Below are 22,322 nucleotides of genomic sequence, written 5' to 3'. Positions count from 1 at the left end.
GAATAGTACAGGAGTCAGAATATGTGTAGCACTTGCGGTTGTGGCGAAGGCAATGTCAGAATTGAAGGCGTAGAGCCTCATTCACATGAGCACCACCATCATCACTCTCATGACCATGATCATCACGACCACGGTCATCATCATGATCACAGCCATCATGGGCATGATCACCATCATGAACACAATGCTACTCCAGCGAATACTGTTCATAAATATATTGATAAGTCTGAACAAAAGCATAAGCATAACTACGAAACACATGGTCAGCCTATCATCGTTCATCACCACTATTACCATAACAGTGGTGATGTTCACCTCCATTTTCATAACGATGCACAGCTAAACGAAACCCCTGTTTTCCATGAACATCATCATGGACATGACGATCATTCACACAGTCACGACCATGCTCATGATCATAACCATGAGCACTCGCATCATCATTCTCATAGCCACGATCACGATCATGCACATGGTCATGACCACGATCATGAACACGAAGAGCAATTTAGCCCAGTGATTGAAAATCAGAATATGCATTATGGTCAAGGCGAAGCAGGAACACATGCTCCCGGTATTAGCCAAAAGCGTATGCTGAAAATTGAAATGGATGTGCTGGATAAAAATAACCGCATTGCCGTTCATAACCGTGAACATTTTGAACAACAAAATGTGTTGGCATTGAATTTAGTTTCAAGTCCCGGCTCCGGTAAAACGACACTGTTAACACAAACATTAAAACAATTAGCGCAACGTGTGCCTTGTGCGGTGATCGAAGGCGATCAGCAAACCACTAATGATGCGGATCGTATTCGTGAAACAGGTGTGCCAGCGATCCAAGTGAATACAGGCAAAGGCTGTCACCTTGATGCACAAATGGTGCATGATGCGACACACCAATTAGGCTTACAAGATAACAGCGTTCTCTTTATTGAAAACGTGGGTAACTTAGTTTGTCCTGCCAGTTTTGATCTGGGTGAAAAGCATAAAGTCGCTATTCTTTCTGTCACTGAAGGTGAAGATAAGCCTCTGAAATATCCGCATATGTTTGCTGCGGCTGATTTAATGATTATCAATAAAATTGATTTAGTGCCACATCTGAATATTGACGTTCAAGCCTGCATTGAATCAGCTCGCCGTGTTAATCCAAATATCGAAATCATTGCGTTATCAGCAACAACGGGTGAAGGCATGGAAGAGTGGTTAACTTGGTTGGAGAGTCGTTTATGTGCTTAGGTGTTCCAGCTAAGATTGTTGAGGTGGGCGAAGACGTCCACCAACTCGCTTATGCCGAAGTCAGTGGCGTCAAACGTGCTGTTAATATTTCAATGGTATGTGAAGGCGAACCTAGTGAATTATTAGGCAAATGGGTACTTATTCATGTGGGATTTGCCATGAGTATTCTTGATGAGCAAGAAGCACAAGATACTCTTGATGCATTACAGCATGTCTATGGTGTGACCCTCGAAGAGGCTGATGATGCAGTACGTTGATGAATTTCGTGATCCCGAACTTGCGAAAGCTTTACTAGCCCAAATTCGTGAAACTATTTCACAATGGCCTCACCCTATTAAACGTCCATTACAAATTATGGAAGTGTGTGGTGGGCATACACATGCCATTTTTAAATTTGGTTTAGACCGCTTATTACCAGAAGAAATTGAATTTGTTCACGGGCCGGGTTGTCCTGTTTGTGTATTACCGATGGGACGAATTGATGCATGTTTAGAAATCGCAGCTCGTCCTGACGTAATTTTCTGTACTTTTGGTGATGCAATGCGAGTACCGGGTCGTAATGGCTCAATGCTTGATGCACGTCGTCGTGGTAGTGACATTCGTATAGTTTATTCACCACTCGATTCACTCAAAATTGCACAAGATAATCCAGACAAACAAGTTGTCTTCTTTGGTTTAGGCTTTGAAACGACGATGCCAAGTACGGCAATGACGCTACAACAAGCGAAATTGCGTGGACTTAAAAACTTTTCTCTATTTTGTCAGCATATTACTATCGTGCCGACTTTACGTTGCCTACTAGAGCAAGATGATGTTCGCATTGACGGCTTTATTGCACCGGGGCACGTCAGTATGGTGATTGGTTGTACGCCATATCAACCACTATGTGACGAATTTGAAAAGCCTTTTGTGGTGACAGGATTTGAACCATTAGACTTATTACAAGCTATACTGATGGTCATTAAACAACTTAAAGCAAAAGCAGAAAATGCAGATTATGTTTTAAGTATTGAAAACCAATATAGTCGCATTGTACCGAATGAAGGTAATAAGTTGGCTCAAAAAGCACTTAGCGAAGTGTTTATGTTAAAAGAAACCAGTGAATGGCGCGGATTGGGTGAGATCCCAATGTCAGGTATTCAATTAACACCGGCTTATTCTGAGTTTGATGCTGAATTACGTTTTACACCTGCACCGCAGAAAGTGGCGGATAATCCACAATCTCGCTGTGGCGATGTATTAACAGGACGATGCAAACCTTCCGATTGCCCACTCTTTGGTAAAAGTTGTACACCAGAAACGGCATTGGGTGCCTTAATGGTATCATCCGAAGGTGCATGTGCGGCTTATTATCAGTATCGCCGTGAAGGTAATATATGAAACAACCTGATGAAATCACCTTAGCCCAAGGAAATGGTGGGCAAGGTATGCAACAACTTATCGAAGGACTGTTTTTAAAAGCGTTCGATAATCCGTTATTAAATGAAAAAGAAGACCAAGCACGGATCGCGTTAAATGAATTAACCACTCTTGGCGATCGTCTTGCATTTAGTACAGACAGTTATGTCATCGATCCCATTATTTTCCCCGGCGGAAATATTGGTAAGTTATCTGTTTGTGGTACGGCTAACGATCTTTCTGTTGGTGGTGCGGTTCCTCGTTACTTATCCTGTGGTTTTATTCTTGAAGAAGGGCTTCCATTTGAAACCCTAGAAACCCTTGTGATGGCGATGGCGAAAGCAGCGGCACAAGCAGGAATACAGATTGTCACAGGGGATACGAAAGTGGTTCCTCGTGGTGCTGCGGATAAGATCTTTATCAATACTGCGGGTATTGGGGTTATTCCAACAGCAATTAATTGGGCTGCAAGTAATATCAAAGCGGGCGATAAGATCTTAGTAAGCGGTACTATTGGCGATCACGGTGCAACAATCCTAAATCTGCGTGAAAATTTAGGATTAGAAGCAGATCTACAAAGTGACTGTGCTGTTCTTGAGCCAATGATTGCACCTTTACGTCAAATTAAAGGAATTCGCGCCTTACGTGATGCAACACGAGGCGGAGTGACCGCAATTTTACATGAATTTGCTCAAGCCAGTGGTTGTGGCATGAATGTGCATGAAAGCAAATTACCAATGAAACAATCTGTTCGTGGCGTCTGTGAATTATTAGGGCTTGAAGCACTCAATTTTGCTAACGAAGGAAAAATTGTTTTAGTGGTATCACCAGAAGCTGAAGCTCAAGTACTTGAAGCGTTACACCAACATCCTTTAGGTAAAGACGCTTGTACTATTGGTGAAGTTACCGAGGATAATTATATTCGATTAACAGGAATTTTCGGGACTAGCCGTATTCTTGATTTACCTTATAACGAACCATTACCTCGTATTTGCTAATCACTTATTTCCCCACTTATAGATTGAAATAATCATAAGATTTATAAGTGGGATAAGTTGCCTATCTGTTACAAAAAGTTTGTTATAACGCAAATTTCTCTCATTTATCTGAATACTGACTCTTTGATAAAAAAATTATTGGAGTAACATGTTCGGCCAATCCTACTGCGTGGAGAGGGTCTCTCGTAGAGGTAAGCTCTAGGAAAAAACATGTCTTGGTCAGAATTTAAATCCCAGTACCTGATCCGTTTTTGGAAGCCTCTTCCAGCAGTTATCGCGGCAGGTATCTTATCAACTTACTACTTTGGTTTAACCGGCACTTTCTGGGCTGTCACTGGTGAATTTACTCGCTGGGGTGGTCATGTTATGCAATGGTTTGGTGCTCACCCTGAAGAATGGGGTTATTTTAAAATCATCGGTCTTGAAGGTACGCCATTAACGCGTATTGATGGCGTTATGATTATCGGGATGTTTGGAGGTTGTATTATGGCCGCTCTTTGGGCTAATAACGTCAAACTTCGTCATCCTCAACATAAAATTCGTATTCTTCAAGCTATTTTAGGTGGGATCATCGCAGGTTTTGGTGCTCGTCTAGCAATGGGTTGTAACCTTGCAGCCTTCTTTACTGGCATTCCTCAGTTCTCGTTACATGCTTGGTTTTTTGCTGTTGCAACGGCAATCGGCTCTTACTTTGGTGCCAAATTATCATTGATGCCTCTGTTTCGTATTCCGGTAAAACTGCAAAAAGTCAGCCAAGCTTCACCTATTACTCAAGATAAACAACGTGCGAAACGTCGCTTTCGATTAGGAATGGTGATCTTTTTTGCCATGATTGCGTGGTCTTTAATTATTCTCTTTGATTCACCAAAACTGGGTTTCGCTATGTTAGGCGGTATTGGTTTTGGTATTTTAATTGAACGAGCACAAATCTGTTTTACTTCTGCTTTCCGTGACTTATGGATAACAGGCAGAACCCATATGGCAAAAGCGATTATCATCGGTATGGCGGTGAGTGCGATTGGGATCTTCAGTTATGTTCAGCTAGGTGCTGCACCTAAAATTATGTGGGCAGGTCCGAATGCCGTTATTGGTGGTTTGCTTTTCGGTTTCGGTATTGTTTTGGCTGGTGGATGTGAAACTGGTTGGATGTATCGTGCCGTTGAAGGTCAAATTCACTTTTGGTGGGTTGGGCTTGGTAACGTAATTGGTTCAACATTACTGGCTTATTATTGGGATGATTTTGCCTCTGTGATCGCAACGGATTATGACAAGATTAATTTACTTGATACCTTTGGCCCTGTGGGGGGATTAGGTGTGACGTATCTAATGCTTGGTGTGTCATTTGTATTATTACTTTGGTGGGAAAAACACTTTTTCCGTAAAAAAGCCCAACAAGCACAATCTATTTCAACGCAGATTAATAAGGAAATCGCATGAGCCAGAAAGACACCATTATTCCTGATTATCGTCTAGATATGGTTGGTGAACCTTGCCCTTATCCTGCGGTGGCAACGCTTGAAGCTATGCCATCACTGAAAAAAGGCGAAATATTAGAAGTGGTGAGTGATTGCCCTCAATCAATCAACAATATTCCACTTGATGCGAAAAATTACGGATATACCGTATTAGATATTCAACAAGATGGTCCGACTATCCGTTATTTAATTCAAAAATAAATTTTTATTAAATAAAAAACAGCCTATTTAGATAAAATGATAGGCTGTTTTCTTTAATAAAATGGCGTTACTCTGCTTCGCCGCCGAGGACTTCCGTGACGCGTTCAATCAAGGCGCTTAATTCACCGGTCATTAAAACAAAGTCGGCATCAAAACGTTGGGCAAAATCAGCTTTATCAATATCGTCATTTTGTTCACGTAAAGTTTCACTGAATTTGATACGTTTGATAGAACCATCATCGCAAAGCATAAATTGCAGACGATCTTCCCAATCTATAGAAAGTTTGGTGACAAATTTACCCGCTTCAATATGTGTGGCAATTTCGTCAGAAACTAACTCTTGTTTCTTACAACGAATAACACCACCTTCATCTAGCACTGCTTTTAGTTCTGCTTCATCCATTAAGGTAAAGCCAGCAGGGAGTTCTCCAGAGCGTACCCACTCTGTCATTTTTAACTCAACGGATTCATTAAAGTTTAGTGGAACAACCGGTAGTGAACCTAAGGTTTTACGTAGCAAGGCTAAGTTATCTTCGGCACGTTTTGCACTGCCCGAATCAACAATAACGAGTTGTTTTTCTAAATCTAGCCAAATAAAAGTTTGTGAGAATTTACTAAATGCGCGAGGAAGTAGAGTATGCACAACTTCATCTTTTAAGGTGGCTTTCTCTGTCTTTTTCAGTTTACGGCCTTGCTCACCTTCAAGTTTTTCAACTTTGTCTTGCAGGGCTTGCTTGATGACTGTTGCAGGTAAGATTTTATCTTCTTTTCGTGCACACATCATGACTTGTTTACCTGCAACATGGATAAATGCTTCACCACGATCTCCCATTGGTGAAACCCAACCTGTTCGAGTCATATCTTGGCTACTACAAGGTGTGAATGCCAATGAAGCAAGCTGTTGTTCTAACTCATCCATTGACAGAGCTATCTCTTTATTTAAGCGATAGACCAAAATATTTTTAAACCACAGCATCTGACATTCCCCTTAATCATTATTTACCGCAATATGATACTGAATGTTTAGGGTATCTAAAAGGTAATATCCCTTAAAAGAAAACCAATACAGAGTTATTTAATAAAAAGATAAAAAAGCTGAAACGAATAATTAGTAAACCTACTTTATGATAATGAGTTTCATTCTTATTTGAGTTGAGTTAATTAAGAATATTGATAATGAAATAACATGATTTTTAGCACAAACCATTATGTGATTACGATCACGTAATTTTGTTTTTAGGCTCTTTTTTGTTTACAAACTGAAATCACTTTCAGATTTATCCCCGCATTAATTTACAAAACAAAAATATTCCTGACATTATCACGTGATGACTATCACAAAATTAGGAAAATGTGGATTGAGGTTTTTCATGATAATTGGAGTGATTTTGATCACAAATTTTGATATTTTTTTTTCAAATGTCGATAAAAGAGCACGATCTGGCTTTTTATATTAACCATGGTAATAGTTTAGATTTTGTAATGTTTGATTTGGTTTTGTTGTTACTTGTACGTATTGATTAGATATTGTGATTGAATGGTATTCTTGTGCTTCTCTTTTTAATATTTGTAGTTAATTATTCTTTTTTCGAGTGAGTGTTACTCGTTACCACCAGTTAAATTGTATTTAAATGTGATTTTGCTTTTATTTAAATAAGAAATAAATATAAAGATAAAAATTATTAATTAGGAATAACAATATTTAAATCTTTAGTGTTATTTATTTAGTGGTTAAAATTAATACTTCCTTTTAAATATATTAAATAAGGAGATAAATTTTTTATTAGCAAAAAAAAGAGTCTTATAACGAAATGAAATATAAAAGAAAAATTCAAAAGTGCTATTTTTAAAAAGTTGATTAAGTTCAAAAAACACGTATCTTTACCTTTAATTGTGATACCTATCACTTAGGTATGTAACCATGAAAATGCACATTGGTGTAATTGTGGGCTGCATCACGAAAGCAGGGCTTTTTTTTGAGTAATATGCCATCGAAAACTCAACGACCTATTTCTTTTCCTGACAGAAATAAAAGCAATGCCCTTATTTAAATATAATGAGGATATTATTTTTGTGTCTTATTGGTGATTACGTCTGTGTCAAGGAAATTAAAACCTTTAAGAAAATTTTGTAGAGTCATAATTAGTAGCTATAAAAATTATCAATTGTGAGAGCGATTTTCTTTTTCGAAATTCGTGGCAGAGATCTTTTGTCTGAATCTCAGGTCAACTATATACGGCGGTATTATTTTTGACCTTAAAGAAAATCATAAAACTATAGAAAATAGATGGGTATTTTAATCATGAAAAGCTTGAAGCCTCTAGCAGCACTGGTTGGTTTGTTGGTTCTTTCTGGATCTGCAAACGCAGTAAACGTGTATAACGATAAAGGTACACGTTTTGATGTAAACGGTCAGTTCCGTTTAAAAACACAAGTGACTAGCCAAAATCATGAAATGAAAATGAATGATGACGGTAGCCGTATCGGTTTCTTCGGTTCACACGAACTGACTAACGATATCAAAGTTTTTGGTAAATTAGAGTGGGGTTCAGACACTCAAAAAACAAACAGTGACAACCCTAAATCAAACTTTGAAATGTACAACCGTGTGGGTTATGTCGGTTTCTCTCACCGTGATTATGGTCAAATCCAATTTGGTCGTACCTATATTCCGATCGACTGGGTGAAAAAATCAAGCTATGGCTATGGTAACACTGGTGTATTCTACTTTAGCGATGTATTAGGTCGTTCAGTAGGTTATTCCGGTGGTGAAACGAGCGTTAATGGTAAATACGTAAATACGAATGGTGTTGGTAAAAACAACTTTATGACTCGTTTACCACAAACTATTTTCTTAGAAACTAACCGTTATGAAGGCTTTAAATTAGCGGGCACTGTGACTGGTAAAACAGGTGAAGATGGCCGTCGTGTTGCAGGTGATATTACACGAGCTTACTCATTAGTTGGTTTCTATAAATCAACCTTCGGCTTAGAATTTGATGCAGGCTATTCTGCAGCTAAAGGTGAAGCAAACAATTCAGGTCCAAATAAAGACAAAACACCTGAAAACAGTATTTTAGCTTTTGGTGCTGAATACTTCTTCCCAGGCCGTGAATTTTCTATTGGTTTAGACTATGGTCAATCTCGTGCTAAAAACCCAGGTTTAGCACTTTATGAAAACCAATTTAAAAACCCTCGTGGTTGGAACTCAGTTAAAGGCGACTGGAAAGCAGATTTATATGGTGTTGGTGTGAAATGGCACTGGGATCGTATTGAAAGTGGTATGTATGCGGGTTACTACCTGCGTGATGGTGACGCAAACACGTTCAACTACAAAAAAGAAACCTATACTGTGGGTGTAGATAAACGTTTTGCAGTATCTAAATATAACAACTTACGTTTATTTGCTGAAATGGCATACGATGATGCTCGCAGTGATAACGTGAAGTATGAAGATAAAAAACAATATATCTTCGAAACAGGTATGCGTCTGTACTTCTAGTCCTTTTAAAGTGACTGTTTGACAGAAGTAACGAAAGGAGAGCCATTTTGCTCTCCTGTTAACCAATATATAAGGGGTGTGTAATGGTTAAGAATGTGTTGAAAATTTCAACATTAGCAATGTTTGTCGCATTCAACGTGAATGCTGCGACAGTCGATCTTCGTATTATGGAGACGTCTGATGTTCACAGTAACTTAATCGACTTTGACTACTTCAAAGACAAACCAACAGAACAGTTTGGTTATGTCCGTACTGCTAATTTAATTAAAGCAGCAAAAGCTGAAGCAACCAATGCGATTTTAGTTGATAACGGCGACTTGATCCAAGGTAGCCCGCTGGCTGACTATCAAGCAGCTAAAGGCTTAGAAAAAGGCGAATCTCATCCTGCTCACCAGCTGATGAACACCATGGGCTACACAGTAGGTAACTTTGGTAACCATGAATTCAACTATGGTTTAGATTACCTGAAAAAAGCCATTGCCGGTGCTAAATTCCCTTACATCAACGCCAACGTGATGGATGCGAAAACAGGCAAAAACTATTTCACACCTTATATCATTGTTGATACACCAGTAAAAGATCGTGATGGTAAAGAACACACTATCAAGATTGGTTATATCGGCTTCGTACCACCACAGATCTTAATCTGGGATAAAGCCAATCTGGATGGTAAGGTCGTTGTAAACGATATTACAGAAACAGCGAAAAAATTCGTCCCTCAAATGAAAAAAGAGGGTGCTGACCTGATTGTGGCTATTCCTCACTCTGGTTTCGCGTCAGAGCCATACAAAGCAATGGCGGAAAACTCTGTTTATTATTTAAGCGAAGTTGAAGGTATCAATGCAATCATGTTTGGTCACGCTCATGGCGTATTCCCAAGCAAAGAATTTGAAGGCATTAAAGGCGTAGATACAGCGAAAGGTACCGTAAATGGTGTTCCTGCTGTTATGCCAGGCCAATGGGGTGATCACTTAGGTGTCGTTGATATGGTTATCAATAACGACAGCGGTAAATGGGTGATGACCGAAGCAACAGGTGAAGCGCGTCCTATCTTTGATAAAGCAAACAAAAAAGCATTAGTTGAACGTGATGCTGAATTAGCTCAAATCATCGAAAAAGCACACCAAGGTACCCGTGATTTCGTGGGTAAACACATTGGTAAAGCTTCTGCCAACATGTACAGCTTCTTAGCATTAGTACAAAGTGATCCAACTGTACAAATCGTTAATGATGCACAAGTTGATTACACCAAACACTTTATTCAAGGTGATCCGAACTTAGACGGTTTACCAGTATTAGGTGCAGCTGCGCCATTTAAAGCGGGCGGTCGTAAAAACGCACCAGCAGACTTCGTAGAAGTTGAAAAAGGTGACTTAACATTCCGTAATGCAGCAGACTTATATCTGTATCCAAACACATTAGTGGTTGTTAAAGCGACCGGTGCTGATGTTGTTGAGTGGTTAGAATGTTCAGCAGGTATGTGGAACCAAGTTGATCCTAATTCAACTAAACCACAAGAACTGATCAACTGGGATGGTTTCCGTACTTATAACTTCGACACCATTAGCGGTGTGAACTATAAAGTTGACTTAACTCAACCAGCTAAATATGACGTTGATTGCCAAGTGGTTAACAAAGATGCGAATCGTATCAAAGATGTGACTTATGAAGGCAAACCAATCGATCCTAAAGCAACATTCCTGATCGCAACAAATAACTACCGTGGATACGGCGGTAAATTTGCAGGTACAGGTGAAGCGAATATTGCGTTTGCATCTCCAGATGAAAACCGTGCAATTTTAGCTTCTTACATTGCTAAACAAACTAAAGAAAAAGGTGAAGTAGCAACAAAAGCTGCTAACAACTGGTCATTCTTACCTATTAAGACTGATAAAGCGTTAGATGTGCGTTTTGAAACTTCTCCAAGTGAAAAAGCAGCTGCATTTATTAAAGATTTTGCTCAGTATCCAATGACCTTCGTGGAAAATGACGAAATCGGTTTTGCAATTTACAAAATCGATTTAACTGAGAAGAAATAAGCAATTAAACCTGCCCATTCAGGGCAGGTTTTTCTTACCTTTTTGAACCAAGAGAGTAAAATTTATTGCTCTTTAAGGGGATTTTATGCGCTTTATGAAGCTATTACCTGCTGCTTTTGCTTTAGTGTTAGCAGGATGTGCAACGCAAGCACCTGAAATTACAGAACCATTAAAACCTCAAGCTAAATTAGTTGAAGGCGTATCTTGTATTTTACCTGATGCTCCAACAGCACCTTACGACTACATTGCTTCTAATGATCGCTATGGTCAAAATAGCACAGCATCAACAGATTACTTTAAATTAGCGATTAACTACTCACCGGCTTTTTGTGATTATAAAAGTAATAATATCAAACGTTTAAATAACGATAATGAAAAAGATCGTGCAAAACGTGAGTATGATAAATTTGAAATCCAGTGTTTCTCTGATAACAAATTTGGCTGGATTGTTCATGGGCTGTGGGCTGAAACCTGTGATGGTAAATCATGGGAAGAGTGCCGCGATTGGAAAGACATACGCAAGCATCCTCGTTTATGTAAAGGCGATTTACCACCTTTAGAATACTCTGCTATCAAACCTTATCTGTGTGATTCTCCAGGTATCGATCTGCTACAAGGTGAATGGGAAAAACACGGTGTGTGTGCGTTTGATACACCAGATGCATTCTTTGGTAAACAAAAAGAGTTGTATGAAGCGTTAGTATTACCAGAAGGCCGTCCTTCAAACAGTGCATTGATTAAGTTCTTAAAAGAACATAATCCATCACTGAAGGATAAAGAAATTCAAATTAATCGAGATGAATTCTATATCTGTTATAGCAAAGATTTCGAAGTAATTGATTGTCCGAAACGTGAATTTTGATCTTAGGGATAAATTTTAAATGAACCATAAATACAAACTCGTTGCACTTGCAGTAAGCTCAGTCTTATTAGCAGGTTGTGCAAAGAACTACGACGAAGCTAATGTTGTTGATGTGCGTGTTATCGCAATGAACGACTTCCATGGTGCGCTAAAAGCGCCAGGTCCAAACAAACCTGGTGGCATCGAACACATGGCTACGTTAATTAAAGAAATGAAGAAAGATAACCCGAACAACATCGTTGTTGCGGCGGGTGATATGGTTGGTGCAAGCCCACTGTTATCTTCAATGTTCCATGATGAGCCTTCAATTGAAGCATTATCATTAGCTGGCTTAGAAGCAACTTCTGTGGGTAACCACGAATTTGATAAAGGCATGGGCGAGTTACTGCGTAAACAAAACGGTGGTTGTCACCCAGTAACGGGTTGCCAAGGCCCAACTGAGTTTAAAGGCGCAGATTTCCAATACTTAGCGGCTAACGTTATTGTTAACGAAACGGGCAAAACATTATTCCCAGAATACGTTATTAAAGAATTCAACGGTATTCCTGTTGCATTCATCGGTTTAACTTTAGAAGGTACTGCGGCTATCGTAACACCTAAAGGAACCGAAGGTTTAAGCTTCCACAATGAAGCAAAAACAATTAACGCATTAGTGCCTCAGTTAAAAGCAAAAGGCGTTCAAGCAATTGGTGTTCTGATCCACGAAGGTGCTGCACAGCGTCGTGATGGTGGTCCAGTTAATATCAACGCATGTAATGGTATTACAGGTAAAGTTCTGGGTGTTGTTGAACAATTAGATCCAGCTATCGACTTCGTTGTTACTGGTCATACTCACCAAGCTTACAACTGTACTATCAACGGTAAATCAGTAACATCTGCACAATCTAATGGTGCAATGTTAACGCGTATCGACCTGAAATTAGATAAAACAACAAAAGATGTTGTTGATATCGAAGCTCGTAACATTTGGGTTGATAACCGTAAATACGAAAAAGATCCAGCAGTGACTAAACTGTTAGAAGCTTACGAAAAAATCGCTACCCCATTAGCTAACCGTATTATCGGTAAGTTAGAAGGTAACCTGAACAAGCAAACGAATGACGCGGGTGAGTCTGCACTGGGTCAAGTAATTGCTGATGCGCATTTATATACTGCAAAACCAAAAGATATGGGTGGCGCACAAATCGCATTGATGAACAGCGGTGGTATTCGTGCTGATATGACAGGTGGTGACGTTTCTTATAACGCAATCTACACTGTACAGCCATTCTCTAACGTACTGTTAACTCAAACGTTAACGGGTGAACAAATCAAACGCCTATTAGAACAACAATGGGATCGTTCACGTCCACAAGTGTTAGCGATTTCAGGTAACTTCCAGTACACATGGGATAGCAAAGCCTCTAATGGTAACCGTGTTATCGTTGAATCAATGAAAATTGATGGCAAACCAGTAGATATGAAAGCGAATTACCGTGTTGTTGCTAACGAATACTTAGCAACAGGTGGTAGTAACTTCTCTGTACTGAAAGAAGGTAAAGATCCAGTTTACAGCGTGCCAGATGTTGATGCAGTCGTGAAATACTTTGCTGAGCAGTCTCCAATTGCTCAACCAAAAGCAAATAACATCACACGTAAATAACGTATTTTCATACGCCTTGTGAAAATCGCACCTTTTACTTCGGTAAGAGGTGCGTAAATAAATAAAGAGAGCAAAGTGTTGAACACAAAGGGTCCATCCCTACCTTTGTATTCATTGCGCACTTTGCTCTTTTTTTATGTTTCTATTAGGAAACAGGTGTGTCTTAGTGAATATTAAGATATGAGAACTAAATTTGAAGTCTTTACAATAGATATTATGTGGTATATTGTTGCGTTTAGCGACAAAAGATTTCATTTTTTATCGTGAGTTATTAATATAAAAATTTATGGGACTAAGTTCTTATAAATTATTTAACATAAAAACTTATAGGATTAATTCTATAAAGTTAAAGCACCCGATAGGTATTAGGAGTGTAAATCATGGCTATTTCCGTAAGACTAGATGAAGACTTTGTGTCTGATGCTAAAATTCATGCGGAAGCGAAAAGCAGAAGTGTTCCTAAACAAATTGAACACTGGGCCAAAATAGGGCGTATAGCTGAAGATAACCCTGATCTGCCATATAGCTTTATCGAAGAATTGTTACTGGCACAGGCGGAAGTCGAAAACAAAAAGGTTTCTCGATATGTCCGAACCACAAAAAGAGATTGATGTTTATCAGTCGGCTCGATTTGAAAAGGCAATGAAAAAATTGCCTGAATCAGATGCGAAAATTATTGAAGATGAAATTGATCAAATAATTGATAATTCATTGATTGGTGAGCAGAAAAAGGGTGATCTTGCTTATCTTAGAGTACACAAATTTAGGCTTAATGAATTAACTGTACTACTAGGTTATTCGTGGATAGCCAACAAAGTTGAGCTATATCTACTGCATATAGGGTCTCATGGAAATTTCTATGATGCTCAGAAAAAACAGCGAAAAACCGATCTGAAATTAATCAAATCATAAAAGAATGGTGGCATAAGGCCACCATTCTTTTTTTGTGGATATTGACTAGTCCTGATATAGGTTGACAGCTTTCAGGCATAAAACGCTCGATGTACTTCATCGGGCGTTTTATAGTTTAACGATAAGTGTGGTCGTTTTTCATTATAGAGTTGAATTGATTCTTCTACTAATTTTCTCGCTTGTTCCAAATTACTCGGTTTTATCAGTAGATACTCCATTTTTAATATTCCATTAATTCGTTCCGCTAAGGCATTTTGATAACAATCATACCCATCAGTCATAGAGCATTGAATATTATGCTCTTTATGTATCTCCTGATATTCCGAAGAACAATACTGTATCCCTCGATCTGAATGATGGATTAACGAAGTTGTCGAAGTCCGTTTTTTTAACGCCTGAACCAACGATTTCTTCACTGAACTTGTTTTCATATTGTCATCTAAATGATATCCCACGATTTTTCGTGAATATGCATCCGTAATTAAACTCAAATAAGTATCACCTTCATGCGTCGATAAATAGGTAATATCTGCCACCCAAAGCTGTTCTGGTTGTGTGGGGATAAACCCTGACTTAATTAAATTTGGATGCCGATGAAAACGATGATGGCTTAAGGTTGTTCGATGATAAGCCCGTTTATTAGGCACCAGTAACTGATGTTCTTTCAATAAAGAAAATAGTCGATCACGACCAATAACCATCTGTTTTTGCTTTAAAATAAAATGTAATTTACGCCCACCCAGTCGAGGTTGTAAGACTCGTTCAGATTTAACAACGTCAATAATGGCTGAATCGGCTTTCTTTCGTTCCTCAATTCTATCCAGTCTCTTGTAATAAGCCTGTCGGCTGATCTGCATAAAACGACAAGCAATTGTTACGGTGAGGTTTTTAACCGTTTTTTCTTTAATAACTCGGCTTTGCGCTTTTTTGACAAACGAACTCCAAAGTCTCTATCCATGACTTTAACCACAGCTTCGAAAAAATCGGATTTAAGCCGAGCTTCTTCAAGTTCCTTTTCAAGGATCTTAATGCGTTGTTCCGGCGTTTGTTGTTCAGAAGATTGGGTCATAGCTGAACCTCTATAAAAAGTATCAGGGGTACCGTTTGACCAATCTAACCTACCATGCTTACGAAGCCAAACTAAAACAGTAGAGCATCCTTGTATACCATAGTGATCTTGAGCTTGTTTATAGGTTAATTCGCCTTTTTCAACTTGGTCAACAAGCTGTAATTTAAAAGCGAGAGAATAATCGCGTTGAGTTCGTTTAGTGATTGGTTTCATTACACTCTCCAATTTCAGATTGGAAAAGTGTCAACCTTATTTAGGATGGGTCATATGTAATAAAAAAAGCCCACAGTGGCTGTGGGCAAGGAATGAAAGTAAAAAAAGAGGGTATTATTGCTAGGGTCTTTTGTCAGATGTCTGTTCTAACACTTATTTGAAGATTTTAAAGCGTGAATCATCTTCCATATAATTCTTCTCGCCAGCCTCTTGTTCAATCGAACCAAAGACCATTTGAGCTCTTAATTTCCATGTTTTTGGCAGATCCCAAGTTGCATGAACTTCATCATCAATAATTGGGTTGTAGTGTTGTAATGACGCACCTACGTTCTCTGCTGCTAATGCCGTCCAAACAGAAAGTTGCGCCATACCACTTGCTTGTTCTGACCATACAGGGAAGTTATCCGCATACAGTGGGAATTGCTCTTGAAGACCTTTTACAATATCGGTGTCTTCAAAATACAGAATTGAACCAGCACCTGCGGCGAAGCTATTAATTTTTGCTTCAGTTGCACTAAATGCTTCTGCGGGTACTAATTTTTTCAGTGTGTTTTTAACGATATCCCACAGTTTTTGATGTTGTTCACCAAACAGAACAACAACACGAGATGTCTGTGAGTTAAATGCTGTTGGACTCTCTTTAACCGCTTCTTTGATAATCGCAGTGACTCTGTCTTCGCTAATTGGAAGTTGATTACCTAAATGATAAATTGTTCTACGTTTTTTCATTAAATCAGTAAATGCGTTAGACATGATTGTCTCCTTGATAAATTTAAGCGCTTAAAGCGTGTCTTAGCTTGAGCTAATCTATGGACATACTATAGGGCTTAGCAGTGATTTATTGATATATAAAAAATTTAATCAGCTACGTCAAAATATTCGACCTAGTTTTTAACTGTTTGATTTAGATTCTGTTTATCTACATATCTAAACTCGGGAGCGAGTTGGCTAATACCTAAGCCGCCGGCTTTCTTCACTTTAATTTGCACTGGAATGCGCTCTTTCATGGCTTCTACGTGACTAATTACACCAATAATTTTGCCGGATGCATTAAGGCTATCGAGCGCATCTAATGCAATATCTAAGGTATCAGGATCTAATGTGCCAAAGCCTTCATCTAGAAATAGTGATTCGATTTGAGTTTTGTTACTGACTAGATCCGAAAGCGCTAAAGCGAGTGATAAACTGACTAAGAAGCTTTCGCCACCAGAAAGCGTGCGAGTATCCCGCAGTGCATCTGCTTGCCATGTATCTGCAATCTGTAATTCAAGGCTTGCTGGTGTTTTACGCTGTAAGAAATAACGCCCATGAAGCTTTTCTAAACGACGGTTAGCTAAGTAAATCAGATGATCAAGCGTTAATCCTTGGGCGAAACGGCTAAACTTATCTCCTGATGCAGATCCCACTAATTCGTTTAAATAACTCCAATCATCAAACTGAGATTGTTGTTTGGCAATATGAGTCAGTAGATCCTGTTGCTCTTTACGCTTTTCCTCGTCAGTACGCAGTTGTTCTTGAATACGAAATTTCGTTTCTTGTAATTGAGTAAACTGTGTTTCTAACACCAATAATTGAGCGGTAATTTGTTCGAGATCTTGTTGTGTTGCCAATATTGGTTGTTGTGATAAGTGCTGTTGATATACGTTTTCTTGTGTATCCAAACGCGTTTTTTCTTGCAGAAGCTTATCAAGTCGTTGTTTTTGTTGTTCTTGTAAGCGATTTCTTTCTTCAACTGATAGTAATGAGGCTAAAAAGGCATTTTCATCATCAAATGGACTGTTGTTTAATCTATTTTGATATTGTTCAAGGGTGGCTTGTGAGTGAACATGAAGCCGTTGTAGTGATTTTTCGTTTTCCTGATATTGGCCAATAAGCTGATTTAAACGGATTTCGAGTCGATTTTTTTCTTCGCTATATTGCTCAATTTGTTTTTGTAACAACTGACTTTGTTTATCCAAATCATTGCGAGCATCTTCGGTGGTTTGTGTGCCGAATAAAGCTTGGCGTTGTGCTTTTAGCTGTTCTTGTTGTTGATATAGTTGTTGTAAATGGACTAAAACAGCATCAAGCTCTTTTTGAACTTCTGCTAAATAGCGTTTTCTCTCTTCCTGCGTTAAGAATAATTCGCGGATTGTTTGTTGTAATTCGTGATGTGTTTTTAATGTCGATTGATATTGTTGGCTTTCTTCTTTACGTGTATTAATCCATTGAATTTTATCTTCAAACGACTGTAACTCATAACCTTGTTGTTTGACAAGAGATTGAATATCTAGCGCTAATTGGGTTTTTTGTTGAAGATATTGCACTGTTTGTTGTTGTTTATTGAAAACTTCTTTCTGTTGCTGAGCAAATTGATTTTGTTGATGAAAAATAGCTTGCTGTTGTTGATAAAATTGTTCTTTGCTATCAGATAACAGTTTGTATTCTTGCTGAATTTTTGCTTCTAATGCTTGGTAACTTACTCGTTTTTGCGTCAGTAAATTATCTTCTTTTTCAAGTATTGCATCTAATTGAATTAAAACTGTTTCTTCGCAGTCAACATCCGGTAATGCATGCGTTTGAGCTAAGACTCGCCATTGTTGTTTTAATGACGAAATATCTTGTGTTAGTTGCTCAAGGTCGCTACTTAATTTTTCGTTTTGAGCTTGATAGTTAGCACGCTGTGTTTTTTGTTCTACTAACTCTATGGTTAATGTATGAACTTGTTGCGTTAAAATATCTAATCGTGTTTTTGTTTCATCTGGTTTTATTTCTTTATATTTTTCAACATAAGGATGTTCAGTTGAACCACAAACAGGACATGGATTGTCTTTAACTAAACGTTGTCTCTCTTCTTCGTATTCTGCTAATTTCCGAATTAAAAGATAATTGTCATTTAAATCTTTAAGGTGTTGCTCTTTCTCTTTTAAAACGATGCCATTTTTGCTGATATTTTCAGTCAGCACAGATATTTTTTGCTGATTTTCTGAATGACTTTTTTGGTACAGATGTTCAGTTTTTAGAGCACGCTGTAATTGAGCCTGTAATCCCATTATTTTTGCGAGCGTATTTCTTTGCTGAGAAATTTGTTGCAAGCGATGAGGAATATCTGCAATGACATTGGCTTTATTTTGTTGCTCAAGTTGTGTTTGTAATTCACTTAATTGTTGTTGCTGTAAATTAAGAGCGTGTTGTTGTTGCTCTAACGCTTTAGTTGCTTTTTCTAAGGCAAGTTTGAGAGTGTGTTCTTTTTCTTGCTCTGTTTTTTCACTTTTTTTGCTAATAAGATATTTTTCTGTGACTTCATCATATTGCTCAAAATAGCGTTGCCATAAAGGTAAATTCTCAGCAAGTTGAGCATGACTTGTATGCTGATTTAGATATTCACTTAATTCATTTAATTGCTTTTGTGAGTCAGTTAATTGAGTTTCTGCTAATTGTATTTTTCCCAGATATTCTGACTGTGTTTTTTCCAGCGTATTCTTTTGCTGTGTTTTTGCTGAAATATCTTGTTGTAGCAAGACTAACTGATTATCTAATGGCGTCACTTTTTCACGAATAAGTTGTAATATTTGCTGTTTTTTCTCATCGTGTTGTTTAAATGTGTCACGAGCCTCCACTAGATGCTGATTAATAGGTTGGCTTTGTTGTTCAATAAGCTGTTTTTCTGCTTTCAGGGTTGAGAGTTGTGACTCAATATAGGTTTGTTCTTTTAATAGACGATTTTTTTCGTCATAAATTGGACGGAGTTTTTCAGCGGGTTCGCTATTTTCAAGACGTTGAATATCGGGCTTGGCAGCAACTAATGCTTCTTGTGCTAAGTTAACTCCGTTTTGTGCTAATAGATTGTTTTTATTGATTTCAATGTTTTTTTCTTGCCACTGCTTTGCTGCTTGATATTCCTGTTGTTCTTTTTGTAATAGGCTCTCTTTGGCAAAAAGATCAGTTTGTTCAGTTAATAAAGCTTGGCGAGCATTTTCATCTAATAACGCCATCATTTCGGCTTGCTGCTTTAGTGTTTTTAAGGCTTGTTCTTCTTCACGCCAATGTTTAAAGATCGATTGGGAGATATGGCGATAAATATCTGTGCCAGTCAGTTCTTCGAGTAATTCAGCGCGAGATTTATCATCTGCATTTAAAAAGGCGGCAAATTGTCCCTGAGAAAGCAACATAGACTTAGTGAAACGATCAAAATCAAGCCCCGTAATATTAATGATCATCTCTTTTACTTGGCTTATCTTGCTGGCTAAGATTTTGTCTTCGCCTCCCGTTGTATTTATTTTAACGAGTTCAGCCTGTGGTGCTTGAAGATTGCCATCTTCTTTATAATTGGCACGGCGTTGTTCCCAAAATGCACGATAAGCCACACCTTTGACTTCAAATTCAACTTCGGTCAAGCACTCTGCAGTATGACGCGTCATTAATTCATTTTGTGATTGTGTGACTTTATCTAATCGTGGCGTTCGATGATAAAGCGCTAAGCTAATCGCATCTAATAGTGTGGTTTTTCCTGCCCCCGTAGGACCTGTGATAGCAAATAATCCGTTGCTAACAAAAGGCTCTTGGTCAAAGTTGATTTTCCACTCACCTTTTAAAGAGTTAATATTTTTAAATCGCAGACTTAAGATTTTCATTATGCTTCGTTATCCTCTTGTTCTGCCATTTCAACAGCTTGTTTAAACAATGTTGTTAATCGTGTTTTAGTTTCTTCTGAATCAAATTCATGCTGTTCTAAGCGTCTTTCAAAAACATCATAAACCGTTAATTCGGTCAGTGTTTCGTTCTCATTTTGCGTGAATGCTTGGCGCTGTTTTCTGGATCTTCTTAATAAGATCACTTCAAAAAGGGGATCGTTAGTTAGCTCTTGAACACGAGTTTGTATATCACTGAGATAATCTTGTGTTGAAACTTCGATATCCAACCAAATAGTGGTATCTGTTTCATCGTATTGTTTTTTTAATTCGTCAAGTTGTATGGCTATCTCTTTTAATGACCCCCTGATAGTGCGTAGTAACTGAAATTCAGGAATCGGTAATAGTGTGAGGTTATTTAATTTATCTTGTTCAAAATCGATAAGGCAGACGCTTTTTTGTTGACCACTTTCATCAAAACTTAAAGGAATAGGAGAGCCGCTATAACGAATATGGCCTGATTTATTTACCACTTGAGGGCGATGAATATGACCAAGAGCAATATAGTCAAATTCAGGAAACAGTGTTGCAGAGAAAGCCTCTAAAGTACCGATATAAATTTCACGTACAGAGTCCGTTACACTTGCACCAATGGTTGTAAGGTGACCTGTTGCGATAATAGGAATATTGACGTTCAGTTGCTTACGTAAATCGAGAGCCTCTTGATATTGAGCTTGATAATAATCAGCAATCGCTTCTTTTAGGATATTTTGTTTTTCAGCACCTGATTGCCCACTTTTACTACTTATCATATCTCTAGGGCGTAGATAAGGGATCGCGCAAAGTAATGCTCCCGGAGTATTATCTTTTTGAGGAAGAATGAGCGGGGCTTGTGGTGTTTCAGCATGAACATTGGCAATAACCGTTGTATTTAAACATGCTAATAATGATTTAGATTCATTTAGTGTCGCTACAGAATCGTGGTTACCACCTAGAATAACGAGCTGGCATTGTGTATCTCGAATAGCAACAACAAAGCGGTTATAAAGCTCTCGGGCATAACTCGGAGGGGAGCCAGTATCAAAAATATCGCCTGCAACAATCAATGCGTCAACTTGATAATGTTTAATTTGTGCTAATAACCAATCAAGAAACTGTTGATGCTCTTGTGAGCGGGTTTTAGTAAAAAAATATTGCCCTAAATGCCAGTCTGATGTGTGAATAATCCGCATTGCTATCCCTCTTTTTTATTTGATGAAGAGTATAGCGCACCTTACTTTTTTAGTGAAAACCCAGCAACAAGCCTTCTTTTTGAGTGATATTTCACCGAAAAATGATTTATTTACCTTAACAACAGGGATCTATTTCAGTAATGTTAAGGTTAGTCATAAATCTGTCATAAAACTGCATCATAATCATTTTGACCCTCTATATACATTACACAGGATAGAGTATGGCAAGGCGTATTCTTGTTGTTGAAGATGAAACCGCAATTCGAGAGATGATCTGTTTTGTTTTGGAACAAAATGGTTTTCAACCTATTGAAGCAGAAGACTATGATTCTGCATTGAGCTTTCTTATTGATCCTTACCCTGATCTGGTTTTATTAGATTGGATGATCCCCGGTGGATCAGGCTTGCAGGTAATAAAACAGATGAAGCGGGAAAGTAACACCCGTGATATTCCAATTATTATGCTAACGGCAAAAGGGGAAGAAGAAGATAAAGTCCAAGGGCTAGAAACGGGGGCTGATGATTATGTTATTAAGCCTTTTTCACCTAAAGAGCTTGTAGCTCGTGTGAAAGCAATTTTGCGACGATTATCACCAATGTCTGCGGAAGATATTATTGAATTCAATGGATTAGGACTTGATCCTGTTTCTCATCGAGTAACGAGTCAAGATAAACCGATTGATATGGGACCCACCGAATTTAAACTCCTGCACTTTTTTATGACACATCCTGAACGAGTGTATAGCAGAGAACAACTGCTAAACTACGTTTGGGGAACGAATGTTTATGTTGAAGACCGTACTGTTGATGTGCATATTCGTCGTTTACGTAAGGCCATTGAAGAAGATGGTCATGACAGAATGATACAGACAGTACGTGGAACGGGATATCGTTTCTCTGCCCGTTTCTAAGTCAATATGGGAGTAATCGTCA

18 protein-coding genes are annotated in these 22,322 nt (G+C 38.3%); 13 read left to right on the top strand and 5 right to left on the bottom strand.

Going from position 1 to position 22,322, the window contains the following annotated elements:
* Nucleotides 1-21: 21 nt before the first annotated feature.
* The 6 genes from hypB to yedF all read left to right on the top strand — a co-directional run bounded on the left by hypB (nucleotide 22) and on the right by yedF (nucleotide 5,308).
* A complete protein-coding gene (gene hypB / locus GTK47_RS18435; protein WP_165125897.1) occupies nucleotides 22-1,236 on the top strand; it encodes a hydrogenase nickel incorporation protein HypB in 1,215 nt (404 codons plus the stop codon).
* Nucleotides 1,227-1,493: a hydrogenase maturation factor HybG gene (gene hybG, locus GTK47_RS18430; RefSeq protein ID WP_006535180.1), complete on the top strand. Its 267-nt coding sequence runs from the start codon at nucleotides 1,227-1,229 to the stop codon at nucleotides 1,491-1,493. Before hypB ends, hybG begins: the two co-directional genes overlap by 10 nt.
* Nucleotides 1,480-2,616 carry a hydrogenase formation protein HypD gene (hypD, locus tag GTK47_RS18425; RefSeq protein WP_165126749.1) on the top strand — a complete coding sequence of 379 codons (1,137 nt, stop codon included), beginning with the start codon at nucleotides 1,480-1,482 and terminating at the stop codon, nucleotides 2,614-2,616. Before hybG ends, hypD begins: the two co-directional genes overlap by 14 nt.
* Nucleotides 2,613-3,632 (top strand): hydrogenase expression/formation protein HypE, encoded by a 1,020-nt coding sequence (gene hypE, locus GTK47_RS18420; RefSeq protein ID WP_165125894.1) that lies wholly within the window; start codon nucleotides 2,613-2,615, stop codon nucleotides 3,630-3,632. The genes hypD and hypE overlap by 4 nt, the downstream gene beginning before the upstream one ends.
* Before the next feature lie 210 nt (nucleotides 3,633-3,842).
* Nucleotides 3,843-5,069, top strand: a complete 1,227-nt coding sequence (yedE, locus tag GTK47_RS18415) for a selenium metabolism membrane protein YedE/FdhT (RefSeq protein ID WP_165125891.1) — start codon at nucleotides 3,843-3,845, stop codon at nucleotides 5,067-5,069.
* Nucleotides 5,066-5,308: a sulfurtransferase-like selenium metabolism protein YedF gene (yedF, locus tag GTK47_RS18410; protein ID WP_006535172.1), complete on the top strand. Its 243-nt coding sequence runs from the start codon at nucleotides 5,066-5,068 to the stop codon at nucleotides 5,306-5,308. The genes yedE and yedF overlap by 4 nt, the downstream gene beginning before the upstream one ends.
* Before the next feature lie 67 nt (nucleotides 5,309-5,375).
* Here yedF and rdgC read toward each other — a convergent pair whose 3' ends face one another.
* On the bottom strand, nucleotides 5,376-6,284 hold the full coding sequence (gene rdgC / locus GTK47_RS18405; RefSeq protein ID WP_165125888.1) for a recombination-associated protein RdgC: 909 nt from the start codon (nucleotides 6,282-6,284) through the stop codon (nucleotides 5,376-5,378).
* Between the two features lie 1,326 nt (nucleotides 6,285-7,610).
* Here rdgC and GTK47_RS18400 point away from each other — a divergent pair.
* The 6 genes from GTK47_RS18400 (at nucleotide 7,611) to GTK47_RS18375 (ending at nucleotide 14,265) form a co-directional block, all read left to right on the top strand.
* Nucleotides 7,611-8,810 carry a porin gene (locus GTK47_RS18400; protein WP_241256047.1) on the top strand — a complete coding sequence of 400 codons (1,200 nt, stop codon included), beginning with the start codon at nucleotides 7,611-7,613 and terminating at the stop codon, nucleotides 8,808-8,810.
* Between the two features lie 83 nt (nucleotides 8,811-8,893).
* Entirely contained in the window at nucleotides 8,894-10,849 is a 1,956-nt protein-coding gene (locus tag GTK47_RS18395; protein ID WP_109393220.1) for a bifunctional 2',3'-cyclic-nucleotide 2'-phosphodiesterase/3'-nucleotidase, read from the top strand.
* 85 nt (nucleotides 10,850-10,934) lie between these two features.
* Nucleotides 10,935-11,711 carry a ribonuclease gene (locus GTK47_RS18390; RefSeq protein WP_069368615.1) on the top strand — a complete coding sequence of 259 codons (777 nt, stop codon included), beginning with the start codon at nucleotides 10,935-10,937 and terminating at the stop codon, nucleotides 11,709-11,711.
* A 19-nt stretch (nucleotides 11,712-11,730) separates the two neighbouring features.
* On the top strand, nucleotides 11,731-13,353 hold the full coding sequence (locus GTK47_RS18385; RefSeq protein ID WP_165125882.1) for a bifunctional metallophosphatase/5'-nucleotidase: 1,623 nt from the start codon (nucleotides 11,731-11,733) through the stop codon (nucleotides 13,351-13,353).
* Between the two features lie 380 nt (nucleotides 13,354-13,733).
* A complete protein-coding gene (locus GTK47_RS18380) occupies nucleotides 13,734-13,964 on the top strand; it encodes a ParD-like family protein (protein WP_004245167.1) in 231 nt (76 codons plus the stop codon).
* Nucleotides 13,939-14,265: a type II toxin-antitoxin system RelE/ParE family toxin gene (locus GTK47_RS18375; protein WP_165125879.1), complete on the top strand. Its 327-nt coding sequence runs from the start codon at nucleotides 13,939-13,941 to the stop codon at nucleotides 14,263-14,265. The genes GTK47_RS18380 and GTK47_RS18375 overlap by 26 nt, the downstream gene beginning before the upstream one ends.
* A 71-nt stretch (nucleotides 14,266-14,336) precedes the next feature.
* Here GTK47_RS18375 and GTK47_RS18370 read toward each other — a convergent pair.
* The 4 genes from GTK47_RS18370 to sbcD all read right to left on the bottom strand — a co-directional run bounded on the left by GTK47_RS18370 (nucleotide 14,337) and on the right by sbcD (nucleotide 21,389).
* A protein-coding gene (locus GTK47_RS18370; protein ID WP_165121805.1) for an IS3 family transposase occupies nucleotides 14,337-15,547 on the bottom strand; the annotation gives its coding sequence in 2 pieces (ribosomal slippage) (nucleotides 14,337-15,205 and nucleotides 15,205-15,547; 1,212 coding nt in all).
* Between the two features lie 153 nt (nucleotides 15,548-15,700).
* A complete protein-coding gene (locus tag GTK47_RS18365; protein WP_072069426.1) occupies nucleotides 15,701-16,300 on the bottom strand; it encodes a nitroreductase family protein in 600 nt (199 codons plus the stop codon).
* 131 nt (nucleotides 16,301-16,431) lie between these two features.
* Complete coding sequence (locus GTK47_RS18360; RefSeq protein ID WP_165125876.1) at nucleotides 16,432-20,160, bottom strand: AAA family ATPase; 3,729 nt, start codon at nucleotides 20,158-20,160, stop codon at nucleotides 16,432-16,434.
* Nucleotides 20,160-21,389 (bottom strand): exonuclease subunit SbcD, encoded by a 1,230-nt coding sequence (gene sbcD / locus GTK47_RS18355; protein WP_165125873.1) that lies wholly within the window; start codon nucleotides 21,387-21,389, stop codon nucleotides 20,160-20,162. Before sbcD ends, GTK47_RS18360 begins: the two co-directional genes overlap by 1 nt.
* Nucleotides 21,390-21,610: 221 nt before the next feature.
* Here sbcD and phoB point away from each other — a divergent pair, with 221 nt between their 5' ends.
* Nucleotides 21,611-22,300: a phosphate regulon transcriptional regulator PhoB gene (gene phoB / locus GTK47_RS18350; protein ID WP_023580900.1), complete on the top strand. Its 690-nt coding sequence runs from the start codon at nucleotides 21,611-21,613 to the stop codon at nucleotides 22,298-22,300.
* Nucleotides 22,301-22,322: the final 22 nt, after the last annotated feature.

This window comes from Proteus sp. ZN5, from assembly GCF_011046025.1.
GTDB lineage: Bacteria > Pseudomonadota > Gammaproteobacteria > Enterobacterales > Enterobacteriaceae > Proteus.
The sequence above is the reverse complement of the archived record's forward strand: the minus strand, read 5'-3'. Positions and strand labels throughout refer to the sequence as shown.